22 protein-coding genes and 2 pseudogenes are annotated in these 17,716 nt (G+C 36.2%); 7 read left to right on the top strand and 17 right to left on the bottom strand.

The features are described from left to right. Positions 1-80 precede the first annotated feature (80 nt). Positions 81-266 carry a YqzH family protein gene (locus tag AC1DIT_RS07535; RefSeq protein WP_016116219.1) on the top strand — a complete coding sequence of 62 codons (186 nt, stop codon included), beginning with the start codon at positions 81-83 and terminating at the stop codon, positions 264-266. Between the two features lie 29 nt (positions 267-295). Here AC1DIT_RS07535 and AC1DIT_RS07540 read toward each other — a convergent pair whose 3' ends face one another. Next, positions 296-1,090, bottom strand: a complete 795-nt coding sequence (locus AC1DIT_RS07540; protein WP_016116220.1) for an SDR family NAD(P)-dependent oxidoreductase — start codon at positions 1,088-1,090, stop codon at positions 296-298. A gap of 9 nt (positions 1,091-1,099) precedes the next feature. Continuing rightward, positions 1,100-2,053: an MBL fold metallo-hydrolase gene (locus AC1DIT_RS07545; protein WP_016116221.1), complete on the bottom strand. Its 954-nt coding sequence runs from the start codon at positions 2,051-2,053 to the stop codon at positions 1,100-1,102. Positions 2,054-2,219: 166 nt separating this feature from the next. Here AC1DIT_RS07545 and proI point away from each other — a divergent pair, with 166 nt between their 5' ends. Next, entirely contained in the window at positions 2,220-3,059 is an 840-nt protein-coding gene (gene proI, locus AC1DIT_RS07550; RefSeq protein ID WP_016116222.1) for a pyrroline-5-carboxylate reductase ProI, read from the top strand. Between the two features lie 57 nt (positions 3,060-3,116). Here the strand turns inward: proI and sdaAA are convergent, their stop codons facing one another. The 4 genes and pseudogenes from sdaAA to rnz all read right to left on the bottom strand — a co-directional run bounded on the left by sdaAA (position 3,117) and on the right by rnz (position 6,540). After that, the gene (gene sdaAA, locus AC1DIT_RS07555; RefSeq protein WP_016116223.1) at positions 3,117-3,995 is read right to left on the bottom strand and encodes an L-serine ammonia-lyase, iron-sulfur-dependent, subunit alpha; all 879 of its coding nucleotides are present in this window, start codon (positions 3,993-3,995) and stop codon (positions 3,117-3,119) included. An 18-nt stretch (positions 3,996-4,013) separates the two neighbouring features. Next, entirely contained in the window at positions 4,014-4,673 is a 660-nt protein-coding gene (gene sdaAB, locus AC1DIT_RS07560; protein WP_016116224.1) for an L-serine ammonia-lyase, iron-sulfur-dependent subunit beta, read from the bottom strand. 156 nt (positions 4,674-4,829) lie between these two features. Beyond that, a pseudogene (locus tag AC1DIT_RS07565) lies at positions 4,830-5,243 on the bottom strand (PTS sugar transporter subunit IIC); the annotation flags it as partial. 373 nt (positions 5,244-5,616) lie between these two features. Beyond that, positions 5,617-6,540 carry a ribonuclease Z gene (gene rnz, locus AC1DIT_RS07570; protein WP_016116226.1) on the bottom strand — a complete coding sequence of 308 codons (924 nt, stop codon included), beginning with the start codon at positions 6,538-6,540 and terminating at the stop codon, positions 5,617-5,619. Positions 6,541-6,728: 188 nt separating this feature from the next. On the opposite strand from rnz, the gene AC1DIT_RS07575 reads away from it, so the two are divergent. The 3 genes and pseudogenes from AC1DIT_RS07575 to AC1DIT_RS07585 all read left to right on the top strand — a co-directional run. Next, entirely contained in the window at positions 6,729-6,980 is a 252-nt protein-coding gene (locus AC1DIT_RS07575) for a DUF3932 family protein (protein WP_003200148.1), read from the top strand. Between the two features lie 289 nt (positions 6,981-7,269). Beyond that, positions 7,270-7,794: a YhcN/YlaJ family sporulation lipoprotein gene (locus tag AC1DIT_RS07580; protein ID WP_016116227.1), complete on the top strand. Its 525-nt coding sequence runs from the start codon at positions 7,270-7,272 to the stop codon at positions 7,792-7,794. Continuing rightward, positions 7,794-7,898 (top strand): annotated as a pseudogene (locus AC1DIT_RS07585) (MgtC/SapB family protein); the annotation flags it as partial. The gene AC1DIT_RS07580 and the pseudogene AC1DIT_RS07585, both read left to right, overlap by 1 nt. Before the next feature lie 43 nt (positions 7,899-7,941). Here AC1DIT_RS07585 and AC1DIT_RS07590 read toward each other — a convergent pair. Further along, positions 7,942-9,180, bottom strand: coding sequence for a DNA polymerase IV (locus AC1DIT_RS07590; protein WP_016133246.1), 1,239 nt, complete (start codon positions 9,178-9,180; stop codon positions 7,942-7,944). Positions 9,181-9,340: 160 nt separating this feature from the next. Between AC1DIT_RS07590 and AC1DIT_RS07595 the strand changes: the two genes are divergently transcribed. Continuing rightward, positions 9,341-9,541 carry a hypothetical protein gene (locus tag AC1DIT_RS07595; protein ID WP_077293880.1) on the top strand — a complete coding sequence of 67 codons (201 nt, stop codon included), beginning with the start codon at positions 9,341-9,343 and terminating at the stop codon, positions 9,539-9,541. Between the two features lie 48 nt (positions 9,542-9,589). On the opposite strand, the gene AC1DIT_RS07600 is transcribed toward AC1DIT_RS07595, so the two are convergent. Both AC1DIT_RS07600 and AC1DIT_RS07605 read right to left on the bottom strand, forming a co-directional pair. Further along, entirely contained in the window at positions 9,590-10,708 is a 1,119-nt protein-coding gene (locus tag AC1DIT_RS07600; RefSeq protein ID WP_016116229.1) for a tripeptidase T, read from the bottom strand. Between the two features lie 126 nt (positions 10,709-10,834). After that, positions 10,835-11,377 carry a GNAT family N-acetyltransferase gene (locus AC1DIT_RS07605; protein ID WP_016116230.1) on the bottom strand — a complete coding sequence of 181 codons (543 nt, stop codon included), beginning with the start codon at positions 11,375-11,377 and terminating at the stop codon, positions 10,835-10,837. 358 nt (positions 11,378-11,735) lie between these two features. Here AC1DIT_RS07605 and prli42 point away from each other — a divergent pair, with 358 nt between their 5' ends. Further along, positions 11,736-11,828, top strand: coding sequence for a stressosome-associated protein Prli42 (prli42, locus tag AC1DIT_RS07610; protein WP_016116231.1), 93 nt, complete (start codon positions 11,736-11,738; stop codon positions 11,826-11,828). Between the two features lie 112 nt (positions 11,829-11,940). Here the strand turns inward: prli42 and AC1DIT_RS07615 are convergent, their stop codons facing one another. The 8 genes from AC1DIT_RS07615 to AC1DIT_RS07650 all read right to left on the bottom strand — a co-directional run bounded on the left by AC1DIT_RS07615 (position 11,941) and on the right by AC1DIT_RS07650 (position 17,652). After that, the gene (locus AC1DIT_RS07615) at positions 11,941-12,180 is read right to left on the bottom strand and encodes a DUF3894 domain-containing protein (protein ID WP_016116232.1); all 240 of its coding nucleotides are present in this window, start codon (positions 12,178-12,180) and stop codon (positions 11,941-11,943) included. A 63-nt stretch (positions 12,181-12,243) separates the two neighbouring features. Then, entirely contained in the window at positions 12,244-12,804 is a 561-nt protein-coding gene (locus tag AC1DIT_RS07620; protein ID WP_006095921.1) for a L,D-transpeptidase, read from the bottom strand. Between the two features lie 206 nt (positions 12,805-13,010). Next, complete coding sequence (locus AC1DIT_RS07625) at positions 13,011-13,979, bottom strand: aromatic acid exporter family protein (RefSeq protein ID WP_016116233.1); 969 nt, start codon at positions 13,977-13,979, stop codon at positions 13,011-13,013. A gap of 100 nt (positions 13,980-14,079) precedes the next feature. Beyond that, positions 14,080-14,802 carry an amino acid ABC transporter ATP-binding protein gene (locus AC1DIT_RS07630; protein WP_016116235.1) on the bottom strand — a complete coding sequence of 241 codons (723 nt, stop codon included), beginning with the start codon at positions 14,800-14,802 and terminating at the stop codon, positions 14,080-14,082. Next, positions 14,795-15,454, bottom strand: coding sequence for an amino acid ABC transporter permease (locus AC1DIT_RS07635; protein ID WP_016116236.1), 660 nt, complete (start codon positions 15,452-15,454; stop codon positions 14,795-14,797). The genes AC1DIT_RS07630 and AC1DIT_RS07635 overlap by 8 nt, the downstream gene beginning before the upstream one ends. A gap of 37 nt (positions 15,455-15,491) precedes the next feature. Further along, positions 15,492-16,277, bottom strand: coding sequence for a transporter substrate-binding domain-containing protein (locus AC1DIT_RS07640; protein ID WP_016116237.1), 786 nt, complete (start codon positions 16,275-16,277; stop codon positions 15,492-15,494). A 399-nt stretch (positions 16,278-16,676) separates the two neighbouring features. After that, positions 16,677-17,090, bottom strand: coding sequence for a BrxA/BrxB family bacilliredoxin (locus AC1DIT_RS07645; protein ID WP_141520410.1), 414 nt, complete (start codon positions 17,088-17,090; stop codon positions 16,677-16,679). Positions 17,091-17,244: 154 nt separating this feature from the next. Next, positions 17,245-17,652 carry a YjdF family protein gene (locus AC1DIT_RS07650; protein ID WP_016116239.1) on the bottom strand — a complete coding sequence of 136 codons (408 nt, stop codon included), beginning with the start codon at positions 17,650-17,652 and terminating at the stop codon, positions 17,245-17,247. Positions 17,653-17,716 lie beyond the last annotated feature (64 nt).

Here is a 17,716-nt window from a genome sequence, read left to right on the forward strand (position 1 = left end):
CCTTTGATGTGTGCTAGTATTTTTTCTATACTTCAAGTACAATAAAAACAATACATTTATACATGCAAGCGAGGAAAAACATGAATGAAAAATTAATTGAAAAGATGTTGATAAAAAGTTTTCGGCAATATCAATGTAAACCTATTTCAAAAGAGGATCAGGAAACTTTAATTCAAAGTGTCCAAACAACCATTGGTTCGGAACCTGATATCGATGTATATGAAGCAATTGAGGATATTGTTTATGAATATATTACGGGAAAATAAAAAACAGGAGATTTCCAAATGGAAATCTCCTATTTTTTACTTAATGATTTACCTGCTATACGTTCAAAAAAACCTGGAAATAACGCAAAAAATTTTGGTCCAACACTCATCCATTTTGGCAAATTCACTTCACGCTTTTTCGTTTGCATCGCTTTTACAATTTGCTCTGCTACGTATGTTGGCTTTAACATGTAACGTCCCATATTTTTTACATATGTACCTGATTGATCAGCAATATCAAAAAAGTTTGTGTCAATTGGCCCTGGATTAATCGCTGTTACATGAATATTTGTATTTGAGAGCTCCATGCGTAAGCTATTCGTAAATCCTAATACTGCATGTTTGCTTGCTGCATACGCACTAGATTTTGGCGTTGCAATTTTCCCTGCTAACGAAGCAATATTAATGATTTGTCCACTATTTCTCTCTAACATATGAGGTAATACCGCTTTCGTACAAGCTACTAATCCAAATACATTGACCTGAAACATATCTTTCACTTCAGTCATGGACGCTTCTTCAAACGTTTTGAAAATACCAAAACCAGCATTGTTTACCAATATATCAATCTGCCCTGCATCCTTTAATATTCTTGCAAAAACAGTATCAATCTCTACTTCTTCACTTACATCTAATACGTAATAATAGCAAGGCGTATTGTAAGTCGCTTTAATCTTTCCAGCTAATACTCGTAGTTTTTCTTCTGTCCGCGCTATTAATACAGGAATCGCGCCCTCTGCTGCAACTTGCATCGCAACTTGTTCTCCAATTCCACTAGAAGCTCCTGTAATGACGATTACTTTTTCTTGTAAACGTCCCGTCATCGCTGTCACCTACTTTGCATAATAAATCAATTGTGGCGACGATTCATCAATCATCACTTGTTGATTATATGCTAAAAAGTCCAATTGTCCAACTGTTTCCGAAATCGTAAGTGGCAATTGCTCTTTATATAATACAGGGAATAATTTCACACATACTTCGAAGGCTGTCATCGGTTTTTCTTTTAATAATTCTAACACTTTGAAAGCACGTGTTTCTTGTTTTTGCAACCTTCCCTCTATCAGCTCTTTCACATTCACAATGTCTTCTCCATGACCTGATAAAATGCGTGAAATCTTCATGTTACTTAAACGTTTTAATGTTTGATTATATTGTAGTAAAGGTCGCGCTCGCTCTGTCTGTCCTTCATATGGCGGTTCTAGTATCGGATTGGAGGAAATATGACTGATTAAAGCATCCCCACCAATTAATAGTCCATCACGCTCCCTGTATAACGAAATATGAGTCGAAGCATGCCCTGGTGTTTCAATAACTGTAAACTCAGGTAACGCTTCAATACTGTCTCCCTCTCGTACAGTATGTGTTAACGATCTATTACAAGAATATTTAAGTGTTTTCGTCGTAAGTAATGCTTCATCCTTCAAAAATGCTTCTGGAACTCCGAACTGTAATGCGGCTTCTTTAAAAAATTGTTGATAACGTTTCAAAAATTGAGAATCCTGCGTAATCCACGGCTCATTCCAAGGATGGCCTACAATATTTGTCTTCTCAGAAAATGTATTTAAAAGCCCACAATGATCAGCATGATGATGTGTAATCACTACTGTTTCAATGTCTTCTATCCTATATCCTAAAGTCCTTAATTGTTTTTCTAATGCTGCCCTGGCCTCTTTTGTATTTGTCCCTGTATCAATTAATGTTAATGATTCTCCCTTTACTAAAAACACATTAACTGTCTCAACTGCAAATGGAACAGGAATCTCCATTCGATGAATTGTTACCATGTTTATGCCCCCCGTCTCTCTCCGGTTCAAAAATGAATCCCTCTTCAGTTTACAACTTCTTTAAAAATTTGTCATTATTTTCAGATAAAAAGAAGGTGTTTTCTATAATAAAACGAATGTATGTAAATTTATAAGTTTTTCTTACAAAAATTAAGGAGGCTTCATCATGTCTATTCAAAATATTTCCTTTCTAGGTGCCGGATCTATAGCTGAAGCAATCATCGCCGGTTTATTAGATGCGAAGGTTGTAACGGGTAAACAAATTACAGTAAGTAACCGCTCAAATGAAACAAGATTACAGGAATTACATACAAAATACGGTGTCAAAGGAACACATAACAAAGAAGAACTACTTGCTCATGCAGATATTATTTTCCTTGCAATGAAGCCAAAAGACGTCGCAGAAGCACTTCAACCTATAAAAAAATATATAACGAATAATCAACTCGTTATTTCATTATTAGCAGGTGTTTCTACAAGTTCTATTACAAGCCTGCTTCAAAAAAATGTTCCGATTATCCGAGCAATGCCAAATACATCAGCCGCTATTTTAAAATCAGCCACAGCTATTTCTCCATCCTTGCATGCAACAGAGCAGCACATTTACATTGCTAAATCTTTATTTGAAACAATTGGCCTTGTTTCAGTGGTGGAAGAAGAACATATGCATGCTGTTACTGCACTATCTGGGAGTGGCCCTGCGTACGTGTATTACGTAGTTGAAGCAATGGAAGAAGCCGCAAAACAGATCGGCTTAGAAGAGTCTGTGGCTAAATCACTTATTTTGCAAACAATGATTGGTGCCGCTGAAATGCTTAAGGCTAATACTAAGCACCCTTCTATCTTACGAAAAGAAATCACCTCTCCTGGTGGAACGACAGAAGCTGGGATCGAGGTTCTTCAAAGTTTTAATTTTCAACAAGCACTCGTCGCATGTATTACACAAGCTACAAAACGATCACATGAACTTGGAAAAACATTAGAACAATTAACAAACGAAAAATAATAAACGGAGCTCAGAAAATAGATCTGAGCTCCGTTCTTTTATCACGATTGTCTTCTCTTATTTGCTACTCTTTCCAAAAATCTCTTCTTGAAGGCGACGCCCTGTTGGTGTTGCTGCTAGTCCACCTTCAGCTGTCTCACGAAGTGCAACTGGCATTGTTTGCCCAATTCTAAACATCGCTTCAATAACTTCATCGCATGGAATTGTACTTGTTACACCAGCTAGTGATAAATCCGCTGCAATCATAGCATTTGAAGCACCTGCTGCATTACGTTTTACACAAGGTACTTCTACAAGTCCAGCAACTGGATCACATACTAACCCTAGCATATTTTTTAAAGCAATCGCCATCGCTGTAGCTGCTTGCTCTTGTGTTCCTCCAGCCATTTCAACAGCTGCCGCTGCTGCCATTCCACTTGCTGAACCAACCTCAGCTTGACAACCTCCAGCTGCACCTGAAATGCAAGCATTATTGGCAACAACCATCCCAAATGCTCCTGCTGTAAATAAAAATTCAATCATTTCTTCACGTGTTGGCTGTAATTTTTCTTTGAGCGCAAATAGTACGCCTGGTACAGTCCCAGCTGATCCAGCTGTTGGTGTTGCACAAATGATTCCCATTGCTGCATTTACTTCGTTTGTTGCAACCGCTTTGCTCACTGCATCCAACATCGTATGCCCAGATAAACCTTTTCCGCTCTTCATATACTCTTGTACTTTCACCGCATCTCCGCCAGTTAAACCAGTCGGTGATTTCACACCTTTAATACCACGCTCTACCGCTTGTTCCATCACGACTAAGTTTTTCTCCATGCCTGCAAGTACTTCTTCACGAGAGATACTTCTTGTCTTCATTTCACATTGAATCATTATTTCTGCAATTTTTACATTCTGTTCTTTAGCTTGCGCCACTAGTTCCGCTGCGTTCCGAAACATGGTGTGTCCCCCCTGCAATTAATCCATAATAGTTACTTGACAAATATTAGATTGTCCTTTAATTTCTTCGATAACTTCATCTGCCAACAATTCATCTGTTTCAATGACCATAAGCGCTCTTCTTCCTTTTTCCTTACGTGAAACACTCATCGTACTAATATTAATTTCATGTTTGGCAAGTATAGAAGCTACAGATGCAATCGCTCCAAAGCGATCATTATTTACAATAAGAAGTGCCGGACTTGTTCCTGATAGTTGTAAATCAAACCCATTTAATTCCACCACTTCAATCTTTCCACCACCAATTGAACAAGCGACCACTTCAATCTCCTCTTCTCCTTTATACAAACGAATTCTCGCTGTATTCGGATGTGGTGCATTCGCTTCTTCTTCAATAAAGTCCACTTCAATCCCACGCTCTTTTGCAATTTCTAGCGCACTTGGGATACGTGTATCATCTGTTTCAAATCCTAGTATACCACCAATCAATGCTACATCTGTTCCATGACCACGATATGTTTTTGCAAACGAGCCATATAACGAAATCGTAACTCTTTTTGGTTCATGACGGAAAAGTTGACGAGCAACTTGCCCCATTCTTGCTGCACCTGCTGTATGTGAACTGGACGGCCCAATCATAACTGGACCGATAATATCAAATACTGAGCGATATTTCATCATGATTCCCCCTAAATCTTTTATAAAAAATTGCTTACTACTATTCTATTAAGCTGCCGATTCTGTTGCCTTTCCTCCCGTACCACGAATTTGCTCCGCTGTACGAATTGGATAGTTTTTGAATAGAAGTGAGCCAATATATCCTGCAATAATACCAGACACCATAATACATAAGAAACATAGCGTTACTTTCATCGGATCATTAAAACCATACATAACCATAAGTCCGGCAATCGCACCAGCAATAAATCCTGGTAGCAATCCAAATTTTAACACAGAAGCCCCTACAAGCATAGCATAAACAGGTGATACCCCCATTGCTAACGCAACAAGAGTTGCACCAGCTACTCTGCCTAGACTACCTGCTGATTCTCCAACTTCTTTTAAAAACGGTATTCCAATTAAATCCCCACCAACATATAGCTGAAATGCTTCAACTAAGAAACTTGCAACTGCAGCATTTGCTAGAGCTCCCATTGCCTTTATACCATTCGGTGCTTTGAAACTAAAGAGTGAAAAAAGACTGAGTACAAATAATAATAATACGGTTCCCTTAATAATCTCTAGGATGCCCTCTCTCTTTTAGTCAATTTCGTTTCGTTACGAAAAATGGCTAAAATGCACGCTGTAACTCACGACGAATTGTAATTTGCCTTCATTATAGCTTGTTTTTTATGAAACGCTTACTTTTGTTGAATTTTAAAATTTCTGAATTGATTATTTTTTACTTCTCTTGTATTAACAATAAGACAAACTACCTATATAACAGTTTTTCAAAATGACCGATGTTTTGTGTTTTTCTCATATCCATCTGAAAATCTTAAAATCCCTGTATTAGTTCATATAGATATCAAATGATAACAGTTCCAACTATCTTGTAGAGAAAAAAATTTTATAAAAAATAAAACAATGGCAAACTTATGTTGCCATTGTTTGTAAAATGTTATCGTTCTACTGGAAAACATTTCAAATCCATAGCTATTTCTGTATTTGCAAACAACAACTGAGCTTCTTGTAACAATTCCTTATATGTATCTGCTTGATAACGCGAACTAATGTGAGTCAATATTAACCGTTTCACATTCGCTTGCAATGCAATACTTGCTGCCTGTTCTGTTGTTGAGTGAAAATAATCATGTGCCTGGATTTCATCTGCTGCTGCAAATGTTGCCTCATGTACAAGTATATCTGCATCTTGCGCAAGGATTCTACTTGCTTCACAATAACGTGTATCTCCTAAAATCGTAATGATTCTTCCTTTTTGAGGTGGACCAATAAAGTCTTTTCCGTGTAAAACCCTTCCATCCTCTAATTCAACTACTTCACCGTCTTTTAAACGTTTAAAGATTGGCCCTGGTTTTACGCCAGCTTCTAGCAGCTTCTCAACAAGGAGATGCCCTTGTATGTCTTTCTCAACGATTCGGTATCCAAAACATTCAACTCCATGTGACAACCTCTTCGTTTCTACATGAAATTGCTTGTCTTCAAAAACAATACCCTCCTCAGTAATTTCTACAATTTTAAGTGGATATTTAACATGTGTTGTACTCACCGATAATGCGACTTCAATGAATTGCTTAATCCCTTTTGGTCCGTATACTGTTAATGGAGTTGTTCCTCCTTGAAAGGAACGACTTCCTAATAAACCAGGTAACCCAAAAATATGATCTCCATGCAAATGTGTAATAAATATTTTTTCAATGCGACGTGGACGCACTGATGTATGTAAAATTTGATGTTGTGTTGCTTCACCACAGTCAAATAACCACGTTTCACCTCGTTCTTCTAACAACTGCAAAGCGATTGCCGAAACATTTCTTCCTTTTGAAGGGACGCCTGCACCAGTTCCTAAAAATACAAATTCCACTTTCTTTCCTCCAGCTCTTTATAGAATCTATCTTTCATCTTACGGAATGTTATTTCAAATGGCAAATGAATTTCTATGAACTATTCATCTAGACAACTATATTAAACGAACGTTAACGATCAAAAAATAGCAATCGTTCGTGTTTTATAGTAAAATAATTGTATTACAAATAAAGGGAGCGTTTAACTATGAAAGAAGTATTTCGTTTACAAACTGATTTTTCATCTTCATTTGATCGCTGGGTAAGTTCTTTCGTGTCTGATCACCCAGCACCACTAGAATGGACGACTTTAAAAGAGTTAATTCATGAATACACCACATCGCATACAAATCGAACGTTACCGGAATACATTTCTTCATCTATCACATATTATGCACAACGTATTTCAACAACAAACAATTCAGAGATTGTGATTTATGAAAATCCTTCCATCTCATAATCTATAAAGTGAAACTTTAATCAGTGTGGCTTCATCCCCCACTGATTATTAGCCCTCACCAACCGGGCTTTTACGGACAGTTGATCCCAATCTAGCTTTTTTGCTTTCACTGAAATTTGAGATGGGGGTCTTACTGCCTGCAAATAACGGGATAAAAATAAAAAAGCATCGAAAATCGATGCTTTTTTTGTTTTTATAAAATATACAAAATATCATCCCCTTTTTACTATGAATAATAAATGGCCAACTGGTCATTTTAAAAACATAGTATTGTAAAGGAGAGATATCATTGAAAAAATTAAAGATGTTTTCAATCATTTTTTTGGCAATTATTTCATTGCTTGGATGTGCAGGAAAGCAAAAGGAGAAAGCATTGGATAATCGCGAAAACAATGGCGTACGAAATGTTACATACGAAGGAAACAACACTAACCTTCAAAGAGTAAAAAATAATACGAACGGTGTCACGAACAATGAAACACGACTGCACATAGCAAATAAAGCGGCAGATCGAATCATTGAACTAGAAGAAATAGACAAGGCAAATGTAATCGTCACAAATAGAAATGCCTATGTTGCAGTTGTTTTACGTGAAAATGTAAAAGGACAAATCACAAAGCAATTAGAAAAGAAAGTTGCAGATCAAGTTAGAGCTACCGACCCAGATATTCGTCATGTATTTGTATCTTCAAATCCTGATTTTGTAGATCGAATGAGAGACTATGCGGACAAAATTAACCAAGGTAAACCAGTAACAGGGTTATTTGAAGAATTTACCGAAACCGTTCGAAGAGTATTTCCTAATTCTCGGTAACAAATCAAACAGCCTTAATCGAGAAAGTAGTAAGTCGAATGCTTTTGGAATCTGGAGTAACGACTGCAGGTTGGAAAACTTCATTAGATTTAGAAGCGAGTTAAATATAAAAAGTGTCATGAGTACTAAATTGCCATGACACTTTTTTTACATAAATTTATTTTCCAATTTCTGCCGAAAAGATTTCTCCTGCTTTCGAAATAACTGACTCCCTCTTTGTAAAACAGGAGTTCCATATTTATCATTAATCTGGTCAATTACAGCTAATAGTGGCTCTTCTTTCGCATCTTCTTCAAATGAAAATAAATCCAGTTGTTTAATTGATTCTGTTTTCCATTCTAATTCCGTAGCTGTGACACCAAGCAATCGAATCGGATCGCCATCCCAATGTTGCTTCCATAAACGTGAAGCAGCTTGAAAAATATCACGTTCTTCCCAAATTGCATTTTTTAATTGTTTACTCCGCGTTACTGTACGCCGATCATAGTATTTCATCATAATTTGAATGTTATAGCTGACAAGAGTCCGTTTTTGTAGCCTTTTGCTAACTGATTTCGATAAGTGCTCTAACATATCAAGCAATTCCTTCTCTTCATCCATATCCTTCGAAAATGTTGTTGAATTTCCGATACTTTTATGTTGTCCCATTTGATTTGGATCGACTTCTCTATCATCCATACCTTTTGCCCGTTTTTGTAAATCAACGCCGTGCTTTCCTATTTTCGCATGAATCACATGCGCTTCTCCCTTTGCCAACTGTTCAATTGTATGTATATGGATTTCTTTTAGCCTTTCTGCTGTTTTCTCACCAATTCCATGCATTGCTTCAACAGGACGTGGCCAAAGTAATTCCTGAATATCTCGTCTCCGAAACACAGTAATACCAAGCGGCTTTTTCATATCTGACGCAGTCTTCGCTAGAAAAAGATTTGGAGCTATTCCAATGCTGCATGGCAACTGTAATTCTGTTAATAATGTTTGTTGAATCATCTTAGCAATCTCAAGAGGTGAACCTAATCCATAACAATCTGTTATATCTAAGTAACCTTCATCTATAGAAACTGGCTGAATCTTTTCAGTAAAGCGTGAAAGAATTTGAAACATCTCAAACGACGCCTCGCGATATAATTTAAAATTCGGGTGCTTCACAACTAACTCTGGACATAACCGCTTCGCTTCCCAAAGGAGCATTGTTGTACGTACTCCGTATTCCCTTGCTTCATAACTACATGTTACAATAACTCCTTTTCGTTCTTTTTCATTCCCTGCAACCGCTAATGGTTTTCCTTTTAATGATGGATCATGGGCAATTTCAACTGACGCGAAAAAACAATTCATATCAACGTGCAAAATAACACGACCATTTTTCGGATACATTTCTCTCATACTTCTCACCCCTCAAAGAGAACGTTCGTTCCTAGTTTTCATTATATCAAATTCAACGAAAACAGTGGAGCCTTTCAATGACAAAAATCACGTTCTTTCCTATCATATTTTTGATATACTTACATTAAATATGGATATTTTTGTAAAATAGGTGATCGTTATGAACAATCATAATAAGCTCAATTACATATTTCTCGTTATTATTTTAGTCATTGCAATTAGCTACTTGTTACTTCCCATTTTCAATATTAATACCTTCGCGTTTCTCCCTCGTGTAGTGCACATCGCAACAACGTATATACTCCCCTGGATTTTTTTATATTGGCTCATTCGCCTTGTAAAAGCAATTGAATCCAAATAAAAAAACGTGTGAACCTATTATGGTCTACACGTTCTTTTTTGCTAACAATTATTTCGCTACCTCTTCAATAATTGCCACAACTAATTCAGCTGTTTTTGCTAATTCTTCAACAGGAATTTTCTCGTTTGTTGTATGAATCTCTTCATAACCAACTGCTAAGTTTACTGTTGGGATACCATGCCCTGCAATTACGTTTGCGTCACTTCCGCCACCACTTTGGTGAAGAGAAGGTGTACGACCAATCTTTTCAGCAGCACGTTTTGCAACTTCTACAACATGATCGCCATCAGCAAATTTAAATCCTGGGTACATAACTTTTACTTCAACATCTGCTTGACCGCCCATTTCTTTTGCAGTTGTTTCAAATGCTTCTTTCATTTTTGCAACTTGCTCTTGCATTTTTTCATCTACTAAAGAGCGAGCTTCTGCGAAAATTTGCACATGGTCACAAACGATGTTTGTTTGTGTGCCACCTTCGAAACGACCGATATTTGCAGTTGTTTCAGAATCAATACGACCAAGTGGCATTTTTGCAATTGCTTTTGCTGCGATTGTAATTGCAGATACACCTTTTTCAGGTGCTACACCAGCATGAGCTGTTTTCCCGCGAATAATCGCATTTACTTTTGCTTGCGTTGGCGCTGCAACTACGATTTCGCCCACTTTTCCATCGCTATCTAATGCATAGCCATATTTTGCTGTAATACGTTCACGATCTAATGCTTTCGCACCAACAAGACCTGATTCTTCACCAACTGTAATAATAAACTCGATTTTTCCATGAGGAATATTTTCTTCTTTTAAAACGCGGATTGCTTCAAACATGGATGCTAATCCAGCTTTATCGTCTGACCCTAAAATTGTAGTACCATCTGATACAATATAACCATCTTTAATAGAAGGCTTAATTCCTTTACCAGGAACTACTGTATCCATATGAGAAGTGAAGTAAATTGTATCTACTCCTTCTTTCGTCGCTGGCAAAGTACAAATTAAGTTACCTGCACCATGCCCAGTTACACCCATCGTGTCATCTTCAAATACTTCAATACCTAAAGCAGTAAATTTCTCTGTTAACACTTTGCAAATTTCTGCTTCATATTTTGTTTCAGAATCTACTTGCACAAGTTCCATAAATTCATTTACTAAACGTTCTTGATTAATCATGAGAATGCGCCTCCTGCATTGCATTAAGTATGTAACATCGTTAATTATAACAGAATTTCGCAAAAGTTTCGAAAGACAAGCTAAAAAACAGATGGTTCACACATCTAGATAACCACCTGCTTTCTTCTACTCATTTAAAAGGACCCACCGCATATGATCTTCCCAAATCCCATTTACCATTAACATCTTCCGGGACACCCCTTCATATTGAAAGCCAATCTTCGTTACAACTTGAATAGATGCTAAGTTACGGGGCATAATCGGGGCTTCTATACGATGTAATTGGAATTCTTGAAAAGCCACTTCAATTGCTTTTCTAAGCGCTTCTGTCGTATAACCTTTATTTAATTCATCTTTATCTAGTTTATAACTAAGAACACAGGACTGATAAATTCCACGCACAATTAAATTGAAAGAAATACAACCGATAATATTCGTATCATCACCTTTTTTAAAAATCCATAATCGAATAATTTTCCCTTCTACAAATTCTTTCCCATCTTTTTGCAACCGTTTTCTTTGATAATCCAATGTAAAAAAATCATCTGGTCGATATTCTTCCCACGCCTTTAAAAACTCACGATTTTTGTCGTAATATTGAAGAACTTGCTCTGCATACGACTCATCGATTTCTCTTAATTGCAAACGTTCTGTTTCATATACTTTCATTATCGTATCTCCATTCTTCAGCTTGCAAAACTTTTTTAAAAGGCACCGAAAAAACTGTGTCCTATGCTTTTTATATTCTCTGTTTATTTCAAGTTTTCCTGTTATATTTTAGATACACTTCTCGAATTTTGTCTTCTCTATACCCTTGTCCATGTTTCCATTTCTCGATACAATAAAGTGAAACTTTAATTATTGGGGGGATCTCGATTCCCCCAATAATTATTAACCCTCACCAATCGGGCTTTTACGGACAGTTCATCTCCCACCTAACTTCTTTGCTTTTGCTGAATTTTAAAGTGGGAGTGTTACTGTCCGCAAATAGCGGGGGAAAGTTGGAATGATTGTAAGGAGGTTTAACATGAATAAGAAAGCACAAAAAGTTATGATATACGTTATGCTAATTTCAATGCTTGTAACAACATTACTCGCTGGAGCAAGTATGTTTTGGTAAGGAGGACGATATATAATGTCGTCCTTTTTTAGCACAAATAGGCTGTTTATTCTCCTGGATAGAAAATAAACAGCCTGTTCAATCACAATCATTTTAATGAATGATTTATATTTTATTTTATTATTAGTACAAGCGCTACAATACTAAATGAAAAAGCCATCACAAGGGCCATAACAAAGCTCGTATAATGTTTTTGCTGAAACGCTCCTATAACAAAAGTTACATTTAAAAGTGCCATGAATACAATTGACACCAGAAAAGAACATACATTAAAAGTTGCCAATATGAAAGTCACAATGAATAGAAAGCCAATAAAAAACTGCATATAAGAAAGCCTTGGATTCAAATACATACGAGCAACTCCTTTTCCAATAATCTTCGTATATCCTCATTAATACATGGATATGTACACATGTCAAGACAAGTTCGTGGAAAGAAAAAGCCAACTTGTTCGGTTGACCTTTTCGTAAACCAGAGCTCCTTTTTCTTTTGCAAGCTGCTGAAATGTTCTTTTCGATTTTACAATCCATACCTTTGTTCCAATTGGAATGCGATCAAATAAATATTCCACATCATTTTTTTTCATTCTAATGCATCCTTGTGAAATATATTTTCCAATTGAGCTTGGCTGATTTGTACCGTGAATACCATATTTACTCCCGTCAGTATCTCGTGCATTAAACCCCATCCACCTAGAGCCAAGTGGATTTTTTGGTGAACCACCAGGGATATCCTTCGCAATATAATAAGGATTTTTTGCCTTCATTACAATATCAAAACTTCCCTCTGGCGTTAACTCGTTTGTTTTTCCCGTCGCTACAGGAAAGACCTTTTGTATTTTACCATCATCAATATAAGCAAGCTTGTTCGTCTGCTTATTTACAATAATAAATGGATCTCCAGCACGCGGATTATCTCCAAGAGGCCATATCGGTGAAAGAGAAAAACATAATAGTAAGGACAGAAAATACGACATGATTCATTCCTTCCCTATATATATAAATCCATTTTGATTTTTCGACATATTAGCTGCGGCTATGAAAACAAAAACTAATCTCCACTTATTTCCTCTTTTATTTTCACACGGCATGGGTTGAAAAAAGGCACTGACCGCTTCTATGCATGGCCGGATGCTCTTGCCTACCTAAAAAGAATGGTTTGGTGTTGGTTTTTAATTTGGATTTATATAAGTTCTTTCACATTATCCTTCCCTTTAAACCTACTTTTAATAAGTAAATATTGCTCCATTTCATAAACAAGTTGAACAAGCTTCGCACGCATTTCAAATTCTTCGCGTGTCTTAGGAAGTGGCATTTCTCTAAAAATCTCTCGCATTTCTTGTAATTGTCTAAGTGAAATAAGACCCGTACTTTCAGGACGAATAGAATTCCCAACGTTTTCAATTACGTCCGCAATCATATCTGATTGCTCATATGACCACGATAAGGAAGCTGCAAGCGGCATAATCCGCTCTAAAATTTCAAATTGTTGCATGCGCATATCAAAATATCGATAATAATAATCATCTTCTCGCATAAATTGATTTTCAAGTTTTTTAAAAGATAGATCTTTCGCTTGTTTCAATATTTCTTCTGTTTCAATTAATTCTTTTCCAGACCATGTACTATCCCGATTTCGTAAATACACAGCCATCTCAAATAAAATCGTTTTAAAATTCCATTCTATTTTTTCTTGATACCCTTTTAATTTCTTTTCCGCACTTGGCATATACATATTTACCAATAAAGCCACGCTAATTCCAACTGTTAAAACTGCAATTTCATTTCCAATCGCTAACCATGTAATATGTTTCAATGAATATAAATGCATAACAATAACGGAACTTGTAACGATGCCTTCTTGAATTTTAAACATAACAGCTGTTGGGATAAAAGTAAGAAGTAACAAACTAATAGAAAGCGGTGTATAACCAATTGTTTCAAAAATACAAAACGAGAATACCATTGATAATAAACAGGCTAAAAATCGGTGCAAAGAGACTTGAAGTGATTTTCGTTTCGTATTTTGCACACACAAAATAACCAAAATGCCCGCAGAACTATAAAATTCCAAGCCGAATAGCTGCGCAATAAAAACTGCCGCACCTGTTCCAACTGCTGTTTTCACTGTACGATATCCAATTCTAAACATATCATTGCTCCTATATGTATAAACGTAGTTACGATAAGTATAAAAAAAGGATGACAAGCTGTCATCCTTTTCTCCTTATTATTCACGTAACTTTTACATATTACAATATTTTTTGTAAAAATTCTTGTGCGCGTTTACTTTTTGGTTCTGTAAAAAACTGCTCCGGGCTTGTATCTTCAACAAGCTTTCCGCTATCTAAAAAGAGCACACGATCAGCTACTTCTTTTGCAAATCCCATCTCATGTGTCACAATTGCCATCGTCATTCCTGTAGTCACTAAAGATTTCATTACTTCTAATACTTCTTTTACCATTTCAGGATCTAGTGCCGATGTTGGTTCATCAAAAAGCATAACTTCCGGTTCCATTGCCAATGCTCTAGCAATGGCTACACGCTGCTTTTGTCCACCTGAAAGACGGTTTGGATATGCATCCTTTTTATCGAGCAATCCTACCTTTTCAAGAAGTTCCTTCGCCTTTTTCTCTGCTTCTGGTTTTGCCACACCTTTTACATTTACTGGTGCGTACGTAATATTTTCTAATACTGTCATATGAGGGAATAAGTGAAAATGTTGAAACACCATTCCCACATTTTCACGAACACTCATAATATTTGTTTTTGGATTGGTCACTTCTTCATTCCCAATCCAAATGTGACCATTTGTAGGTGTTTCTAGTACGTTCATACAACGTAAAAATGTTGATTTTCCTGACCCAGACGGTCCAACAATCGCAACAATTTCGCCCTTTTCGATTGTTGTCGTAATTCCTTTTAGTACTTCATTTTGTCCAAATGATTTATGAAGGTTTTCAATTTTAATCACTTTTCTTCATTCTCCCTTCAATTGCTTTCCCGACTAATGTAAGAATAATTACTAGAATATAGTAAACAAGTCCGACAAATAGTAACGGTTCAAGATATTTAAACGTTTCACCGCCTACAATATATGCACGGCGCATTAAATCAGTCGCACCAATTACTGTCACTACTGCCGACTCTTTCGTAAGTGTTGCAAATTCGTTCACAAGCGCTGGTAATATATTTTTTAATGCTTGTGGTAAAATAATATTTTTCATCATTTTTCCATATGGAACACCGAGTGCCATCGCTGCTTCTGTCTGTCCTTTATCAACAGCCTGAATTCCTGCACGAATTACCTCTGACATATATGCACCCGAATTTAAACTAAATGCAAGTACTGCTGCTAAAAATGCTGGTATATCATATCCAATCATTTGCGGAACACCGAAATAAATAATCATTAATTGCAAGACAAGTGGTGTACCACGAAATATCGATGTATATAAATCAGCAGCGATATTTAACACTCTTACTCTAGCAATTTTACAAAGTGCTAATAGCGTTCCAAGTATAAAACCAACTAAAGCAGATACTGCTACAATTTTCAGTGTAACTTCTAGTCCCTTTAATATATATGGTATCGACGGAGTAATTGCCGAAAAATCTAAGTTCATCTTTTGTCATTCCTCTCACAGAAAAGAGAAAGGCAGCTTATTTTTTGCTGCCAAACCATTTCTTCACTAATTTGTCCATTTCACCATTTTCTTGCATCTTCTTAATCACTTTATTAAATTCCGCTGTTTTGTCACTATTTTTCGGAAGGGCAATTGCTGCTCCTACTTCTTCTGGAGCTTCCTGAATTTCAATTCCTTGTAAATCTTTCATTTTATCTAAATAATTTTTAGCAACTGTATCTTCTAAAATAGCAGCATCAAAACGTCCAGCCTGAATTTCTTGTACGATTTCTGGTATACGGTCACGCCCCTCCGCCTGGAAGTTTACTTGTTTTTTGAAGTCGTCTGCTTTTTCTTCTTGAATAGAACCTGTTTGTACTCCTACTTTTTTATCTTTTAAATCTTGTAATGATTTAATACCAGAATCCTTTTTCGAAACGATCATGTTTTTAGCAACAAAATAAATATCTGTAAAATCCGCATTTTCCTTACGTTTTGGATTTGGTGTCATTCCCGCCATAACGAAATCAACTTTTCCCGAGCTAAGCGATGCTAACAATCCTCCAAAATCCATATCTTTCACTTTCACTTCATAACCAAGTTCTTTCCCAATATACTTTGCAATATCAACATCAAAACCGATAATTTCATCACTTTTTGAAGCTTCCACATATTCATAAGGTTTATAGTCTGCTGAAGTACCCATAACGAGTACTTTCTTATCTTTCTTCGTATTCGATTCCTTTGTTTCTCCCTTACTACAAGCACTAAACATACTTATTATTAAAATAAGTGCAAATGAAATTGATAATAACTTCTTCATGTTTCTTCCCCCTAATAATGTATATTTAAAAGTTTTATAGAATTTTTATTTGATGTTTGTATTGTAGCAGTGATTTTATTTTTATGCAACAATTAAAATAAAAATAAATTACAAATTCTATTAAAACGGTTTTTCTAGGTTAATCAATGTATAAATTATTGTATAAACTATGCATTTCATGTATATTTCCTCTCATTACAAATGATTATAAACAAATGTTATTAATTATACCTCCTAATAAAGTGAAACTTTAATCAGAGGGGGATTTTCTTCAACTTCTATTGATTATTAGTCTTCACCAATTAGGATTTTACTGCCCACAAATAGCCTAATAAATGGAACAAAATAAAAAAGCGGTACATACACTTATAAGTGTATGTACCGCCTTTTTATTTTCTATTAAACCTCTTTACAATTCTCTTCAAAGTACGATTGTAATTTTGCAATGACTTGCATTGGCTCATGGCCTTCGATTTCATGGCGTTCAACCATCGTTACAATCTTTCCATCTTTTAATAATGCGAAAGACGGAGAAGATGGTGGATATCCTTCAAAATATTCACGTGCACGTGCTGTTGCCTCTTTGTCCTGCCCCGCAAATACTGTTACAAGGTGATCTGGACGTTTATCATAATGTACGGAATGCGCAGCAGCAGGGCGAGCAATACCACCTGCACAACCGCATACTGAGTTTACCATTACAAGTGTCGTACCTTTTTGCTTAAATGCCTCATCAACTGCGGATGGTGTTGTTAATTCTGTATATCCAGCGGAAACAATTTCTTCACGCGCTTGACGGACAACATCATTCATAAAAAAGTTAAAGTTAATCAATGTTTTCCCTCCTCTAGATCTATCTCTCTGTATCTTACCAGTTACCGTTTTAGAAATACAAGTAAACTTACTTGTATTCTTCTTACATGTATAGAAAAAACGTCCTAGAACAAGTGTCCTAAGACGTTTTTTCTTAATGTCCGCGATGCTTTTGTTTTGCTTTTTGCACTTTGATAAGGCGTTTTTTCTGCTTTTCTGCTTCACGCTGTTCCTTAGATTGCACTCGCTTTTCTTGCTTATGCAATTCATAAGATAAACTAATTGCCTCTTGTGCCTTCGTAAAGCTTTTTGTATGCATTTCTTTTGCAGCTTCTCTTATGATACGCTTTATACTTTTCGAACGCTTTTTCTCTTCCACTTTAACACCACATTTGGAAAAGTGATTAAAATACGTTAGCATCGTATTATTTACAAATACAAGTATCTCTTCGTCTGATGGATCAGCACCAAAAATATACCTCGCTGCATACAAAATCCCTTTATGTGTGTCCTCAATCATTCCTACAAAAAACTGACCATCATGATATACTGTCAATTTCATCGACAGCCCCTCCTTAGAAAAAAAATTAGAAATACTGGACATCCCGGAGGGGAAGGTTACTGAC

It is taken from the genome of Bacillus sp. 05T22, assembly GCF_056396765.1.